This is a genomic window from Siminovitchia acidinfaciens, from assembly GCF_003605385.1.
GTDB lineage: Bacteria > Bacillota > Bacilli > Bacillales > Bacillaceae_C > Siminovitchia > Siminovitchia acidinfaciens.
In genome coordinates this window covers 22,420-36,640 of the sequence record NZ_QYTV02000013.1, presented here as the reverse complement: position 1 = coordinate 36,640, position 14,221 = coordinate 22,420, and the positions used below count along the sequence as shown (strand labels likewise).

At 39.4% G+C, this 14,221-nt stretch carries 13 protein-coding genes and 3 pseudogenes; 4 read left to right on the top strand and 12 right to left on the bottom strand.

Going from position 1 to position 14,221, the window contains the following annotated elements; all coding sequences use genetic code 11:
- Positions 1-4: 4 nt before the first annotated feature.
- A pseudogene (locus D4T97_RS18950) lies at positions 5-994 on the bottom strand (zinc-dependent alcohol dehydrogenase family protein).
- A 646-nt stretch (positions 995-1,640) separates the two neighbouring features.
- Between D4T97_RS18950 and D4T97_RS18945 the strand changes: the two are divergent.
- Positions 1,641-2,273: a LysE family translocator gene (locus tag D4T97_RS18945; protein ID WP_126052336.1), complete on the top strand. Its 633-nt coding sequence runs from the start codon at positions 1,641-1,643 to the stop codon at positions 2,271-2,273.
- Positions 2,274-2,515: 242 nt separating this feature from the next.
- Here the strand turns inward: D4T97_RS18945 and D4T97_RS18940 are convergent, their stop codons facing one another.
- From D4T97_RS18940 to D4T97_RS20945, 6 genes are all read right to left on the bottom strand, one after another.
- Positions 2,516-2,899 (bottom strand): GNAT family N-acetyltransferase, encoded by a 384-nt coding sequence (locus D4T97_RS18940; protein WP_235872318.1) that lies wholly within the window; start codon positions 2,897-2,899, stop codon positions 2,516-2,518.
- 158 nt (positions 2,900-3,057) lie between these two features.
- Positions 3,058-3,201, bottom strand: coding sequence for a hypothetical protein (locus tag D4T97_RS20620; protein WP_164525648.1), 144 nt, complete (start codon positions 3,199-3,201; stop codon positions 3,058-3,060).
- A gap of 184 nt (positions 3,202-3,385) precedes the next feature.
- Positions 3,386-3,982, bottom strand: a complete 597-nt coding sequence (locus D4T97_RS18935; protein WP_126052335.1) for a bifunctional transcriptional activator/DNA repair enzyme AdaA — start codon at positions 3,980-3,982, stop codon at positions 3,386-3,388.
- Complete coding sequence (locus D4T97_RS18930; protein ID WP_126052334.1) at positions 3,966-5,252, bottom strand: APC family permease; 1,287 nt, start codon at positions 5,250-5,252, stop codon at positions 3,966-3,968. Before D4T97_RS18930 ends, D4T97_RS18935 begins: the two co-directional genes overlap by 17 nt.
- A 213-nt stretch (positions 5,253-5,465) precedes the next feature.
- Positions 5,466-5,630 carry a YolD-like family protein gene (locus tag D4T97_RS21160; protein ID WP_126052385.1) on the bottom strand — a complete coding sequence of 55 codons (165 nt, stop codon included), beginning with the start codon at positions 5,628-5,630 and terminating at the stop codon, positions 5,466-5,468.
- Positions 5,631-5,639: 9 nt separating this feature from the next.
- Entirely contained in the window at positions 5,640-5,765 is a 126-nt protein-coding gene (locus D4T97_RS20945) for a hypothetical protein (RefSeq protein WP_268920460.1), read from the bottom strand.
- A 356-nt stretch (positions 5,766-6,121) separates the two neighbouring features.
- Here D4T97_RS20945 and D4T97_RS20940 point away from each other — a divergent pair, with 356 nt between their 5' ends.
- The 3 genes and pseudogenes from D4T97_RS20940 to D4T97_RS18910 all read left to right on the top strand — a co-directional run bounded on the left by D4T97_RS20940 (position 6,122) and on the right by D4T97_RS18910 (position 7,831).
- A complete protein-coding gene (locus tag D4T97_RS20940) occupies positions 6,122-6,253 on the top strand; it encodes a hypothetical protein (RefSeq protein WP_268920459.1) in 132 nt (43 codons plus the stop codon).
- Positions 6,254-6,393: 140 nt separating this feature from the next.
- Positions 6,394-6,593 (top strand): annotated as a pseudogene (locus D4T97_RS18915) (hypothetical protein); the annotation flags it as partial.
- 722 nt (positions 6,594-7,315) lie between these two features.
- Positions 7,316-7,831 (top strand): annotated as a pseudogene (locus tag D4T97_RS18910) (DinB family protein).
- A gap of 195 nt (positions 7,832-8,026) precedes the next feature.
- Here the strand turns inward: D4T97_RS18910 and D4T97_RS18905 are convergent.
- The 5 genes from D4T97_RS18905 to spoVK form a co-directional block, all read right to left on the bottom strand.
- On the bottom strand, positions 8,027-8,581 hold the full coding sequence (locus D4T97_RS18905; RefSeq protein WP_235872315.1) for a LysM peptidoglycan-binding domain-containing protein: 555 nt from the start codon (positions 8,579-8,581) through the stop codon (positions 8,027-8,029).
- Positions 8,582-8,753: 172 nt separating this feature from the next.
- Positions 8,754-10,088: a type I glutamate--ammonia ligase gene (glnA, locus tag D4T97_RS18900; protein ID WP_126052331.1), complete on the bottom strand. Its 1,335-nt coding sequence runs from the start codon at positions 10,086-10,088 to the stop codon at positions 8,754-8,756.
- Positions 10,089-10,247: 159 nt separating this feature from the next.
- Positions 10,248-11,519 carry a methionine gamma-lyase family protein gene (locus D4T97_RS18895; RefSeq protein ID WP_126052330.1) on the bottom strand — a complete coding sequence of 424 codons (1,272 nt, stop codon included), beginning with the start codon at positions 11,517-11,519 and terminating at the stop codon, positions 10,248-10,250.
- A gap of 16 nt (positions 11,520-11,535) precedes the next feature.
- Positions 11,536-12,786, bottom strand: coding sequence for a GTPase HflX (hflX, locus tag D4T97_RS18890; protein ID WP_126052329.1), 1,251 nt, complete (start codon positions 12,784-12,786; stop codon positions 11,536-11,538).
- A 453-nt stretch (positions 12,787-13,239) separates the two neighbouring features.
- Positions 13,240-14,184, bottom strand: a complete 945-nt coding sequence (gene spoVK, locus D4T97_RS18885) for a stage V sporulation protein K (protein WP_126052328.1) — start codon at positions 14,182-14,184, stop codon at positions 13,240-13,242.
- Positions 14,185-14,221 lie beyond the last annotated feature (37 nt).

The window sequence follows — 14,221 nt, the reverse complement described above, 5'->3', positions numbered from 1 at the left end:
TCTATCAGTTCGTTAAAATTACCTTGCCTTTATTTCCTTCCAAAGTTTCAACAATCCGAACGGCTTCCCGTATTTCCGTTAAGCTGTAATATGATTCAGGTCTCATAAGCCTTAACTTTTTGTCTTGGACCAATGTTATTAAGTAGTTAAATGTCTCCTGCCAAGTATTTATTGAGACTCTTTTATTCCAATGACGCAGATGAAATAACTTTACGTTTACTTTTGCTTCATTTGCAATTCTCGCCCAGTCTACTTGGATTCCTGATAAAAGACCTAAGGTTAAAAAAGTACCTTCAGGACGAACGCAAAATGCTAAGTCGTTACCATCTGGGCCTCCAATTGAATCAATAGCTGCATTGGCTCCAACCCCACCAGTTAAATCCATAACTGTTTCGTGCAATGGATCAACCGAGGTATTGATCACACAAGATGCACCAAGCCTTTGTAGATCCTTTGAATAATTATCATTCCTGGTTATCGCTATTAATCGGAAGCCTACAACTTTAGATAATTGGGCAAATAAATGCCCGATAGATGAGCCACAGGCGTTGACTAAGAGGACATCATCTGGTCTTAAACCTAACTCTTGGGTACAGATGACCCAAGCTGTGATTGGATTTATGTACATTTGCGCAGCTGTAAAGTCATCAATAGAATCTGGAATTGTCACTGTATATTCTGCTGATGTTTTAACGAACTCCTGCCAAGTACCTTCTCCCCTTAAGGGTAAAACACGCTTGCCGACAAGACTTTAAGATACTGAGAATCCTACATCTTCAACAATTCCAACTCCCTCATAGCCCGGAATATTTGGTAAAGAGATTCTATGAGAGTAAGCACCCCTTATCGGTATTAAATCAGATGGGTTGATTGGTCTGGCTACCATCCGTACAAGTACCTCGTTTTCCTTTGGGAGTTGAATGTCTTTATATTCAACTTTAAGTACTTCTTTGGGGTTGCCAAATTCAGTGAATTTGAGACATTTAGCTTTCAAGGAACCCTCTCCTTCAGTCATAATACAGTTCTATGTTCTTAAACAATATGACCTGATTACAGAACGCCCTTCTTATTCAAGAAAGGCACCCGTTACTTGAATATCTGTTATCCCATGAGGTGTGCGATAAAATATAGGAAACCATACGCCCCTAACGAGCCAACACTTAGCCCCAAAACTACAATTGATAAAAAAAGATTATAACCGTCTTTCCTCGTATTAAACAAAAAAAGAATAGATAAACATATACTGACAATAAAAATGATAATCCATAGATTGTTTAATGCAAAAGTTTTAAAATTAATAAGGTAGTTCACCATATAAAATACGTTTATCAAAATCAATATAATCAGAATGGATTTTTTCAAAGTAACACCTTCTCATCCGTTACTTCAAGTGCATTTCTTCACAACATATCCCTAATTTTATCATGAAATTTTAACTGTCTTGCTCCACAATCTGACCCGTTTCTGCAAAACAGGTCGCTACCCTTATTCCTAAATAGCGCTCTTTTCTGGAAGATCGTTTAGCAGCCGATAGTGAAACAGGAAATAAAGTCAATGTTCAATTTATAACACGATATATATATAATAAGAGTAACACATTTTACACGGAAGATTTAAATAATTAGAAAGTTGGTAATAAAATGGAAAAATTTTATCTATTTGTCGCTATGTGTATTTTTCTAATTATTTTACCAGGTCCAGATACTGCGATTGCTACAAAAAACACTCTCACTGTTGGGAGATGTGGCGGTCTTAAAACAGCTTTAGGTACGTGTTGCGCCCTTCTTATCCATACTTCTGCTGCTGTATTAGGACTTTCAGCAATCATTGTTAAATCAGCTTTATTATTTTCTGTCTTCAAATACATTGGTGCTGTTTACTTAATTTATCTCGGTGCAAAAGCATTATGGTCTTTGAGAAAAAAAGAAGAAACAACATGCGTGGAGACGGGCACAAAAAAACAATTTGAAAACACATCTTGTTTTAAACAAGGATTCCTTACCAATATCCTTAATCCCAAAGTTGCTGTCTTTTTCTTAACCTTTTTGCCTCAATTCGTGGACTCTGGAGGAAATACCTTTATACCATTTCTTATAATGGGCATCACTTATACTGTATTGACCGCCATATGGTTTTTGGTTTATGTCTTTTTAATTAATCAGATTAGTTCTTTTATGAAAAAACCTAAAGCACAAAATATTATTGAAGGAATCACAGGCAGTATACTGATAGGTTTTGGAATAAAACTAGCCCTAGAAAAGTCTCATAATTAGGTGTTTTATATTTAAATTAAAAGAGTAGACCCTTAATTTTCGTAAATCAAGGGTCTTAATTTTTGCCAGAATATCTTATGTTTACAATTTTGATAAACATACCTGCACCATAATAGTCCACATTCTGCGAAAAAAATATCCTTATGATAATTAGTGTGATGTTCCACAATCTGGTCCAATAATGAAAAAAGGGCGCTTATTTCCTCCGTTAAAGCGCTCGATTGCTTAATAAGGCTTGTTAATTATAATGACTTTTTCATAACAATTCTGTTCCTATTTACAGAATAATTCTTCTTTAAGTAAAAGCTCTCTGCCAGACCGCCCTTAGATGTTAGAAGATAGATACTTGTAACATCATTATTTATTAGTTCTTTCTCCAATGATTCAAGTAATAATGAACCATATCCCTGCCCTTGCTCCTCACTATTAATACATAGTTCAGCAATATAAAATACAATTCCTTTTGGAGTTCTCTTTTTATTTCCAGCTATAAAACCAACTAATTTGTCGTAATTGCATAAGGTATATCCAACAAATTTTGGAGTGTGATATAAATCATCTAGCCTTTCCTTAGCGACTTCATAAGACCAATTTTCTTTCCAAGGTGCACTGTTAAAAACTTTTATGTAAAGATCTATACACTCTTCTATGCTATCAAAAGTGAATGGTTTAATTGAATTTGCTAAGATAAAGATCCCCTCCCTGTTTTTTAGGCAATAGTGCCCGATTGTTGAATATCGTTATTGAACTAAAGCTACCCGTTAGCTCTATTTTGACTAACCATTCACCGAATGTTCTTTATTAAGCGAAGCAGCATTCTTGGTATAAACATTAAGATGTTCCATGCCACTTCAAATAAGATTGATTCCCTAAGTTCGATTAGGATTTCTTTAAAAAAGTCGTTCTGTCTTTCTCTTTTCTTTTTCATCTTCTAACTCCCGATAACTCGATATATATTGAAATTATAATCCCATTTAATTGCCAAGTGTTATTCAATTATCTGGCCCATTTATGAAAACAAGCCGCAAATCCTTATTCCGGATAAGCGCCCTTTTCTGGGAATAGTCCCTGTACTTATTATTAGTTGATATTGTCTTAAAGAAACGATAAATTCAGTCAAGTTCATGGTTTACGGTACTTCCATCATGGTAAGCACGGAATTGACTCGGTGAAAGTCCTGTATTTCGTTTAAATGCATTATAAAAGCTAGAAATGCTTTGATACCCTATATGATAACCAATCTCCGTACTATTAAAGGCCGTCATTAAGAGTAGTTCTTTAGCTTTTTTAACTCTGATCTTTTCTAAATATGTTCGAGGAGTATACCCTGTTCTTTCTTTGAAGATCCGATTTAAATAAAAACGACTAACTCCTACTCTTGATGCAATTTCATGTAAAAACATGTTTTGATCATAATTATTTTCAATCAATCGTTTAGTATCTTCCAAAACTGATTCCAACGGATCATATATTTTTATATTTAGATCTGGTCGGCATCTTTTGCATGGTCGATAGCCTGCCCTTTGAGCTTCGTTTGCATTTGAAAAAAAGGATACATTTTCACAATTAGGAACCTTAGACTTGCAAGAAGGCCGGCAGAAAATTCCAGTTGTCTTGACTGCATAAAAGAATATCCCGTCATATGCTGGATCACATGCTACTGTTGCTTTCCACATGGTATCTTTTGAAAGGTTATTTTGATCCTTCATTAGATTTTAACCCTCCCTTGGAGGCGAGTATCTTCTTATTCAAAAACATATAAATCGTATATATAGCAACAACTATTAACGGAACAAATATATATAATTGAAAAAATGGAATTACCAGAAAACATAAAATGAAAGAGATCAACGATGCCCACCATGCCGATGTGTTCTTCCTAAATAATTTAACGCCTGCTGCCATTGAAAGAACATAAACTATAATCCCAAGAGAAGTCGGTATAAACAAAATATCATCAAACGTCAGTGACAAAGCCTTCGTCACTAAAACACCTGATACCGAAAAACAGATAACAAACAATACCATCTGTCTTGGAATTTGAGTAGTTACATGCAGTCTTGAAAAAAACTTTGGAAAAGCACCATCCCTGCTTAATGAATATCCTAATTGCGTTAGGCTGGCTACAAAAGCATTCGATGTCCCTGTACAAATAATTAACGCCAAAACTGCCGTGACGACTTTGGCACCAATACCTACTGTATCTCCCATTATAACACCAATAGGAGACAGGTTGCTTTCCTGATTCCCATACGTGGCCGTTCCAATAGTGACAAGGCTTAAAGCTAAAAATAATAATCCAATGACAACTGCACTGACAACTGCTCCTTTGACAATATCTTTTTCAGGCCTTTTAAAGTGCTCAGCCAGACTACAAATCGCCTCCCAACCGAAAAAAGACCAAAAGATACCCGTTATAGCACTCCCGACAGAAAACCATCCATTTGGGACAAAGGGAATAAAATTCGCCCATTGTATTCTTGGAAACGAAACAAATACAGCTGCCACTAAAAGAATCAGTAATAAAGAACTTAAAATAAATGCAACTTTACCACTGACATTTACACCGTAATAATTGGAAACACCTGCAATTACCAAAATAAAGACGGCAATCAAAGTTGTTTCTAAATGCGAAAATCCAAAAGCCTGACTGACGTAAAAAGCACCGGTTAAGGACACAATTGTTTGACCAACTGCTGCAGTTACAAAGTAAAACCACCCAACGATATTGCCAAGATGAAATCCGAAAGAATTTCTAACAAAGGTTGCTGCTCCACCGGCATCAGGATATTGCTGTGCCAAACTGGCAAAGGAATAAGCAAGCGGAAAGCTAATTAATATAACAATTAGCCAGGATACAATGGATGCAGGGCCCGCTATTGAGGCCGTTACTCCCGATAAAAAAAGGACACCAGACCCTAGAATAGCTGCAATGTATAGTGCAATTCCTTGAAATAATCCAATGGATTTTTTGTTCATGATTTCACCCCTTATATAGCATTTAGTGTACTAGTAAAGGGGTGAAAGCTCTTCTTGATTTTTGCGGTTTAATTCGTTTAATAAAGCAATCAAAAACATTTTTATTATATTTCTTATTACACAATCTGGCCCGTTTGTTGAATAAGAAAATTAATAAGCCACACGACAATCCGATTATCCATTTTTATATTCAACTTCAACAATCGATTCAAATTAAATTATATTTATTTGTTCCCTTATATCAACAACATGAATCCTTCTGTTTTGCTGGTCTAAATAATGAAGGATCCCTTCAACTTCTTCAAAGAACCCATTCATCCAGATGGTGATTATCAATGGTAAATTAAACACAATTGCAATATGTAATGTCTCGTTGATCTGCTCCCATCATTGCTCATCGACGACAGGATTTTTGAGTCGTTCGTAATCAACGTTCAACTCTTTAAGCACCTTCACATGTTCCGGCAGCATCATTGCAATCCACTTTTTCGTACCGCGGTCTTTAATATCCATCAAGCTCCCCTCCTTTACCTAACCGGGGCGATCGATAATACGTTGGCCAGATTAAACATGCGGAACTGTCTTCTGGTAAAGCAGTAAGCTTTTATGGTGATTCGGTTACTCCCTTCACTTTTATGATGCGTTGAGATATTTGATTACTGTTCGATATGTAAATTAATTCTAACCTCTGCCTGGACCCAGCTGCACGTTTTAACAAGCTTTTCATATTACCCTCCCGAACATGTTTGCATTTATTACGAACATTCGCTTGGTATTCAAGCGAAAAGTTTTCTTGCTATTAAAGAGATATTTGTCATTTTATGTAGAAATATAGTTTTAATGAACTATTTCGAATAGGGTGCATAGGATTGGATTTGGCGATGTTTTTTCTTTCAACGGAAGAAGTCATCAAGGAAGTACTTTCAGCTGTGAAGGTAAAAATCAAGTTGGTTGCTATTGATCGTGATGGTTCGTTGTTTTTGATTGCAGAGTTAGGGTAAACGGTTAACCTATTTAAAGACCCCCAGACTAAGACTTTCAGGGCTTTTTATACTTGGAATAGATTACATAATAAGTAAGTTAAAACAATATGAGAATGAATGGTGATATCGGGATAATCTAGGTTAGGGGAGTGATGTCAATGAAAATAGGTATGCGGAAACCAAGTTTGAAACGCCGCATTAGTGTCCGTACAAGCATTAAAAAACAGGTTGTCCACCGGGTGGGATTAAAGATGCCACGGGGTTACGGATGGGTGAGGAATCCCAAGAAGTATGGCTACAATAAAGTGTATCAGCGTACAACTTTTATAACTTTAAAGTTTTGAAGAAGCTGTTTAAGGAAAGCCCGGCTAACGCCGGGCCTTTTTATTACCAATCACAGTCTTCTTCATGTTCATGTCTGCGTTCTCTACATCTGCATTCAAATTCACGTCTGCGTTCTCTTTCGCGTTCACGCTCGCCTCTTACTTCGAAACATTCGCAGATTAATCTTCTTCTACGTCTTTCTCTTTCTCCACCAACAAAATCCCACATAGTCGCACCTCCTGAACATCCGTTTTAAGCCGGCCGACTTGTTAATAGTATATTGGAGATTGTCAAATATGATTGGATAGATTGTCTGGTAGAAAAGAGGATTTTTGTTCCCAAAAAAGCCCTCTCAAACGAGAGGGAATGTGCGCAACCAGAAAAAGAGGGATGTTTTCATTATTGGCTTATTATTTTTATTTAAACAGCGAACCTGTCCCCGATCCCACGTAAATATTCCGTTTGCCGCGACTGGTGTTGATCGTCACCACTTTAGGACATGGCCTGTCCAGGACATCACACGCCAACCGAACTAGGAAGATTATTTTCCTTCAGATTTTTTTATATTATTTGGAGACCCTATTACAATTTTACAGACAAACGTTCTATATTCAAGCGAAAAATTTAGAGTAGGATAATTTTGATTTGATGTAGAAGAAGAAAAAAGACTCGTGACAGAGTAGATTATTTTCCATCGTAGAATATATATGCAGGATAAGAATCTAAGTACGCATTTTTTGATGAAGGGGGAATCTCATGAATAAATTTGTAGATGACAATTTACATGAAACGAGAAATAACCTAGTAAAGGAGATTACTTTATTAAGCGATGCTCAATTTAATAGTAAGCCTAGTATGAATAAGTGAAGTATAGCACAAGTTTGCCATCACTTGGTTTTAGTGGAAGAGGCATCAATAAAGGCTATTGCATGGGGATTAAAAGAGACTGACCACGCCCCAAAAGAACGTAAAAATGTTCATGCTATATTATTGAATAGAACAAAAAAGATCAAAGCTCCAAAAATCGTTGAACCAGATGTAAAGCCACTTGAAGTTCAGCAAATAATTGACTTGTTAAACCAATCCAGAAAAAAGTTGATGACTTTTCTTAGTACTATAGAAGATAAATCTATATTGGCAAAAAAATCAGTGATACATCCAGCTTTAGGTGAATTACCACTTGATCAATGGATTGAACAAATATATTTGCATGAACAACGACACATAGAACAAATAAACGAGTTAAAATTACTATTAGAGGCGACACCTTAAACTGCTTAAGAAAGCCTGATCAACACCGGGCTTGTATTTGTCCCAGAAATAAAAGACCCTCCCTATTTGGGGAGGGTCCACAATTGTAATAAAAAAGGGACATTTGTATTATCGTCTAATTTATTTAACCCTCAACTTTTGGCCAACAATAATTTTATTGATGTCCTTGAAATTATTCCAGGCTTTAATCTGTGCCTATGTGCTGCCATACTTAATAGCAAGCCTGCTTACCACGTCACCGCAGTTGACGGTGTGGTAAACGGGTTTTTGAGTAGGTGATTTTGCGGGAGCTGCTGAACCTGACAAATTGATTTTTTGCCCTGGATATATTAAGTTGGGGTTTTTAATCCCGTTGATACGGACGAATTCGGCTACAGTTGTTTTGTATCTGGCTGCAATTTTGCTCAAGACATCACCTTTTTTGACAGTATAAATGCCACCTGTACTAGCAGCTGTCTTAGGTGATGGGTTTGCGACTGGTCTGACAACAGGCTTGATTTGAGCTTGCACACTACCCCAATGCCCTGGGCTCTTTTTAATACTATTACGATCAATAGCGACACCGGCCATAACAATGTCATTATGATACTGGTGCATATGGTTGAAGTCTGCAACTTTACCGCCGGACCAAGCGTAGGTTTGCCAGTAGTAATCAACCTGCCCTTTAACAGCATGCATGACAGTGTATGATCCATACATCCCTACTTTATATCCTTTGAGTGTCTTTTTAACCCTAGTAATATAATTCAAGATTCCCCGCATATGGATAAAAAAATGGACAAGAAAAATACTGCCCGTTTTAAAGATTACATGGACAGTATTTTGAAGTAATTTTTATTTTTTAGGGGTGCTTTAGGGGTGTAAGTCCTTTTAGCCTCCACACCCACTATCTACCCCAAATACAAACGTTGCTATATCAAGCTTAATAAAGCGTCATATACTGTTCCCTTTCCCAAGGGTGTACTTGGGTCCTAAACATTTCCCATTCAATCTCTTTCGTTTCGATGAAGTTTTCGAAAATATGGCTTCCCAAACCTTCTTTAATGACTTCATCAGCTTTCAGTTCAGTGAGTGCTTCTTCAAGGTTATGCGGCAGATCCACTACTCCCTCTTCTTCGCGCTCGTGTTTGTTCATGATATAAATATTACGGTCGACTGCATGTGGCGGAGTCAGCTTATCTTTAATTCCGCTCAAGCCGGCCTGTAACAGGACAGCCATCGCCAAATATGGGTTAGCCGTCGGGTCAACACTTCGAAGCTCGATACGCGTGCTTTGGCCCCTTGATGAAGGGATCCTGACAAGCGGGCTGCGGTTTTGGGCAGACCATGCAATATAGCAAGGCGCCTCATAGCCAGGAACAAGCCTCTTATATGAATTGATTGTCGGGTTTGTAATTGCCGTGAACCCTGGAGCGTGTTTAATGATACCGGCCATAAATTGATAGGCCGTCTCGCTCATTTCCAAGTCTCCATTTGGATCATAGAAGGCATTTTTTCCATTTTTAAATAAGGACATATTGAAATGCATTCCGGAACCTGCCACGCCGAACAGCGGCTTTGGCATAAATGTGGCATGCAGCCCATGATTCCGCGCAATTGTTTTTACAACTAGCTTAAATGTTTGTATATGGTCACATGCTGTTACAGCATCCGCATATTTAAAATCAATTTCATGCTGGCCTGGCGCTTCCTCATGGTGGGATGCTTCAATTTCAAATCCCATTTCTTCCAGCTCGAGCACGATATCGCGGCGGCAATTTTCTCCCAAGTCTGTTGGGGCCAAGTCAAAATATCCGCCATTATCATTCAACTCAAGCGTCGGGGCACCATTTTCGTCCAACTTGAATAAAAAGAATTCCGGTTCAGGACCAAGATTGAACTCAGTGAACCCATATTGTTCCATTTCTTTTAAAACTCGCTTCAGATTGCTTCTCGGGTCGCCCAAAAATGGCTCACCTGATTTATGATAGACATCGCAAATCATTCTGGCGACTTTACCTTTCCCGGCAGTCCATGGGAAGATGACCCACGTATCAAGGTCCGGCACCAAATACATATCTGATTCTTCGATTCTTACAAAACCTTCAATTGAAGATCCGTCAAACATCATCTTGTTATCAAGAGCTTTTTCCAATTGACTGATGGGGATTTCCACGTTTTTGACCGTTCCCACAATATCAGTGAACTGGAGTCTGACAAACTTCACGTTTTGCTCTTCTGCAAGCTGTGCAATGCTTTCTTTCGTAAATATTCCCATCGAACTATAATTCCTCCCGTTTGAAGCAGAATGACTCTGCAGCCATGACATGATCTGCGGAGAAAAATATTACTTTAGTAATATAATTCCCGCGTTTTCATCTGTCAAGATTTATTTTAAAATGACAGCAGTAAAATGCTGTCATTCTTATATATACACTTAATTGACCTTTATCAAACCTTTTTCAATTAATCTGTCGACTGCTGATGTAATGGCTATTTTTACATGAGCGTATGTCAACCCGCCTTGAACATAGGCTGCATAAGGAGGTCTGATGGGACCATCTGCTGATAATTCAATACTGGATCCCTGTATGAATGCACCCGCTGCCATGATTACTTCATCGTTATAGCCAGGCATCTCACTTGGTAAAGGTGTTACGTATGAATCAACAGGGGACGCCGCCTGAATTGCCTGACAGAATTCAATCATCATTTCCGCATTTGGGAATTGCACCGACTGAATCAGATCCGTTCGAGGATCATCCCATTTGGGCGTGGTTTGCATACCAAGCAATTCCAAGAAGGCAGAAGTAAATACGGCCCCTTTTAATGCCTGACCAGTCACATGCGGCGCCAAAAAGAAGCCTTGATACATTTCCAAAAGGGTATATAAGGAAGCTCCGGATTCGGCACCCAGTCCAGGTGAAGTCATTCTGTAGGAGCAGGACTCAACAAGATTTTCCTTCCCGACAATATAGCCTCCGCTTTTTACAAGTCCCCCTCCCGGGTTTTTTATCAAGGAACCCGCCATTAGATCTGCCCCAACATTGCAAGGCTCAAGTGTCTCAGCAAATTCACCGTAACAATTGTCGACGAATACAATCACTTGCGGATCAATTTCTTTAACAAAACGAATCATTTCTTCGATTTCCTTAATAGTAAAAGAAGGACGATCATCATAACCTTTTGAGCGCTGAATACCGATAACTTTCGTATTCGGCTTCATGGCAGCCTGAACAGCTTCAAAATCAACCTTTCCATTTTCCTTTAGCGGTACAGCTTGATAGCCGATGCCGAACTCCTTAAGCGACCCGTTCGTATTGCCGCGAATGCCGACAACTTCCTCCAACGTATCGTACGGTTTCCCTGTAATGTATAGCAATTCATCACCGGGACGCAGCACACCAAACAATGCAATGGAAATTGCATGCGTACCTGATACGATTTGCTGGCGGACAAGGGCAGCTTCTCCGCCAAACACATCTGCATATATGCTTTCCAACGTTTCCCGCCCCAAGTCATTGTATCCATAACCAGTAGATGGGGTAAAATGAACCTCACCGACCTGGTGCTTCTGAAAGCTTTGAAGTACCTTGTATTGATTCTCTTCAATGGTACGGTCAATCTTTTGATGGATAGTGCTTATTTTTTCCTCGGCCTGCTCAATCATTGGCCTTAATGTTTCCCCATGTTGTAAGTACTTATGCATTCTTTTCAATACCCCTTCATATCTCAAATAATTTTAATGATCCGGTAACCGGGTGATCTGCAAGGACATACCCTTTGCATTTATAGGCCTGTTGTTCCTCAAGAAAAACAAGCTCCCGTAAAATAGTTTCACTTTTTAATACGGATAGCAGACGGCCTTCATCCGATGGTACGATCACGTGATAATACTGCATGGATGCAACTGCCAGATCTTCAATTTTTTTCTTTAATTGGTTTCTGTCTGTTTCATTGAACGCGCTGATCAACGTTGTTTCTCCCGAGCTTGGGACAAAATCCGAACGCACCTCATCCGCTTTATTATAAACGGTCAGCTGTGGGAGATGATCCATTTCAAGCTCTTTTAACAGTTCATTAACGGTCCGCTCATGGTTGAAATAATCTGGACTTGAACTATCCACAACATGAAGCAATAGATTCGCTTCTTTCACCTCTTCCAAGGTTGACCTGAAAGCCGCAATCAAGGTTGTAGGCAGATCCTGTATGAAACCGACAGTATCCGTAATTAATGCTGAGTAGCCGCTGGGAAGAACGATTCTTCTCGTCATCGGATCAAGTGTAGCAAACAGTTTGTCTTCTTCAAATGATTCTGCCATGGATAAGCGGTTAAATAATGTGGATTTACCCGCATTCGTATATCCAACAATAGCTATTTGGAATGTATTGTTCCTTTTCCGTCTTTCGCGGTATCTTTCCCGGTGCTTGACAATCGTCTGGAGCTGATTTTTTATGTCATCAATACGCCTTCTGATGTGTCTTCGGTCCGTTTCAAGCTGGGTTTCCCCCGGCCCTCTTGTACCAATTCCCCCTCCTAGGCGGGAAAGCGCAGTTCCCTGTCCCGTAAGACGCGGCAATAAATATTGCAGTTGAGCCAGCTCAACCTGCAAGATACCTTCCTTTGATTTTGCACGCTGGGCAAAAATATCGAGAATCAAATGAGTCCGGTCCAGCACTCTGGCTGAAAGCACATTTTGCAGATTCCGCAATTGAGTCGGAGTTAACTCGTCATTAAAAATGATCAAGTCAGGTTCCAGTTCATCTTCAAGCTGATGCAACTCTTCCAATTTACCTTTTCCTATGTAAGTTGCCGGGTGCAGACGGTCACGCTTTTGTTGAACCTGCGTTATGACCTCTCCCTGGGCAGTGGCAGTCAGTGAAGCAAGCTCTTCCAATGAATAGTGGAATTTTCGGTCGTTGTCATCCAGCTGACAGCCGACGAGAATCACTTTTTCCCTCTTTGGTGATTGCACAACATCCCCTGCTTTCTTTGCATTCTTCTTTCATCATAGCAAAAGATGGATATTTAATAAAAGAATGAGCGACGTGGGTTTAAGCGACAAGCAAAGCGCAAGAGGAAATTGTATGTGGAAGCTTTTCCGTATGTCCGCTTGCTTTAAAAAGCTAAAAGAAGGCATGAATATAGACAGATCCTTCTATTCGAAGAGGGATTCGCTATGTCCAGTTTTAGGCGCCATCGGCTCAAGGTCACAAATCACGAGAAATCTTGCTCAGGAAGTTGTACTCCTGCGGCATATCCTATACTCGGAAGCGTCTATTTCCCTCGATGCAATACTGCATGAGGTAATTAAAGTCCGCTGCTTTGCTATGGTGGCTGAGGTACCCTCTCCTTAAAATTCGCCAAAGGCTTCGCGCCTTGCGCTTTTCTTACACCAAAGAAAAACCGCCAAAAGGCGGAGTCCAATCTAAGTATTTTCCTTGAAACTAATATCCACGCTGTGGAGCATCACCAGATCATTGCGATTGATATGTGGCTCTGTCAATAGCCTCATGGCCTGCGATCTCACAGCTTTTTCGATAATGTTCCTGACGTACCGCCCGTTTGAAAATGAAGGCTTATTTCTTGCCTTCACATATATTAGATGATCTTTTAACTTGGATCCGGCATCCGCGCTTAGTTCATATTGCTTTTCCTTTAACATCCTGCCCGCAATTTCCATCAGTTCATTGACCGAGTAGTCTGGAAACTGGAAAACAAGTGGGAAGCGGGACTGCAAGCCGGGATTCAAACTGAGGAAATAATCCATTTCCTTTGAGTATCCCGCCAGAATCAATATGAAAGTATGCTGCTTATCTTCCATATGCTTGACGAGAGTATCGATTGCTTCTTTTCCAAAATCTTTTTCACCGCCGCGTCCAAGCGAATAGGCTTCGTCTATGAATAAAATTCCGCCCGCAGCCTTTTTGATTAAATCACGGGTTTTTTGAGCTGTGTGACCGATATATTCTCCAACAAGATCAGCCCGTTCCGCCTCTATCAAGTGCCCCTTAGGCAGGACACCCATTTTTTGAAAAAGCTTTCCAATCAAACGGGCAACGGTCGTTTTCCCCGTTCCCGGATTACCTTTAAACATCATGTGCAGCGCCTGTGGGCTCGTCTTCAGCCCGGCAGCCTCCCGCTTCTTATTTATATAGATCCATGCATATACTTCTTTTAATGTCTTTTTCACTTCCTGCATGCCTACAAGTTCATTCATTTCCTCTTCAATTTCCCTTAAGATGGCATGCTGGTTGGAAAAAGAATGTGAAGCAGGTGCCTTTCCATCTAATTTCTTTGCCTTTTCGCGTTTCTGCACATTGAGCATAATACTGATCTGGCCGTTATTTTTCATCTTGATTGGTTCATCCACAGCTACTCACCTCTCATTCAGAAACAGTATACGCCCA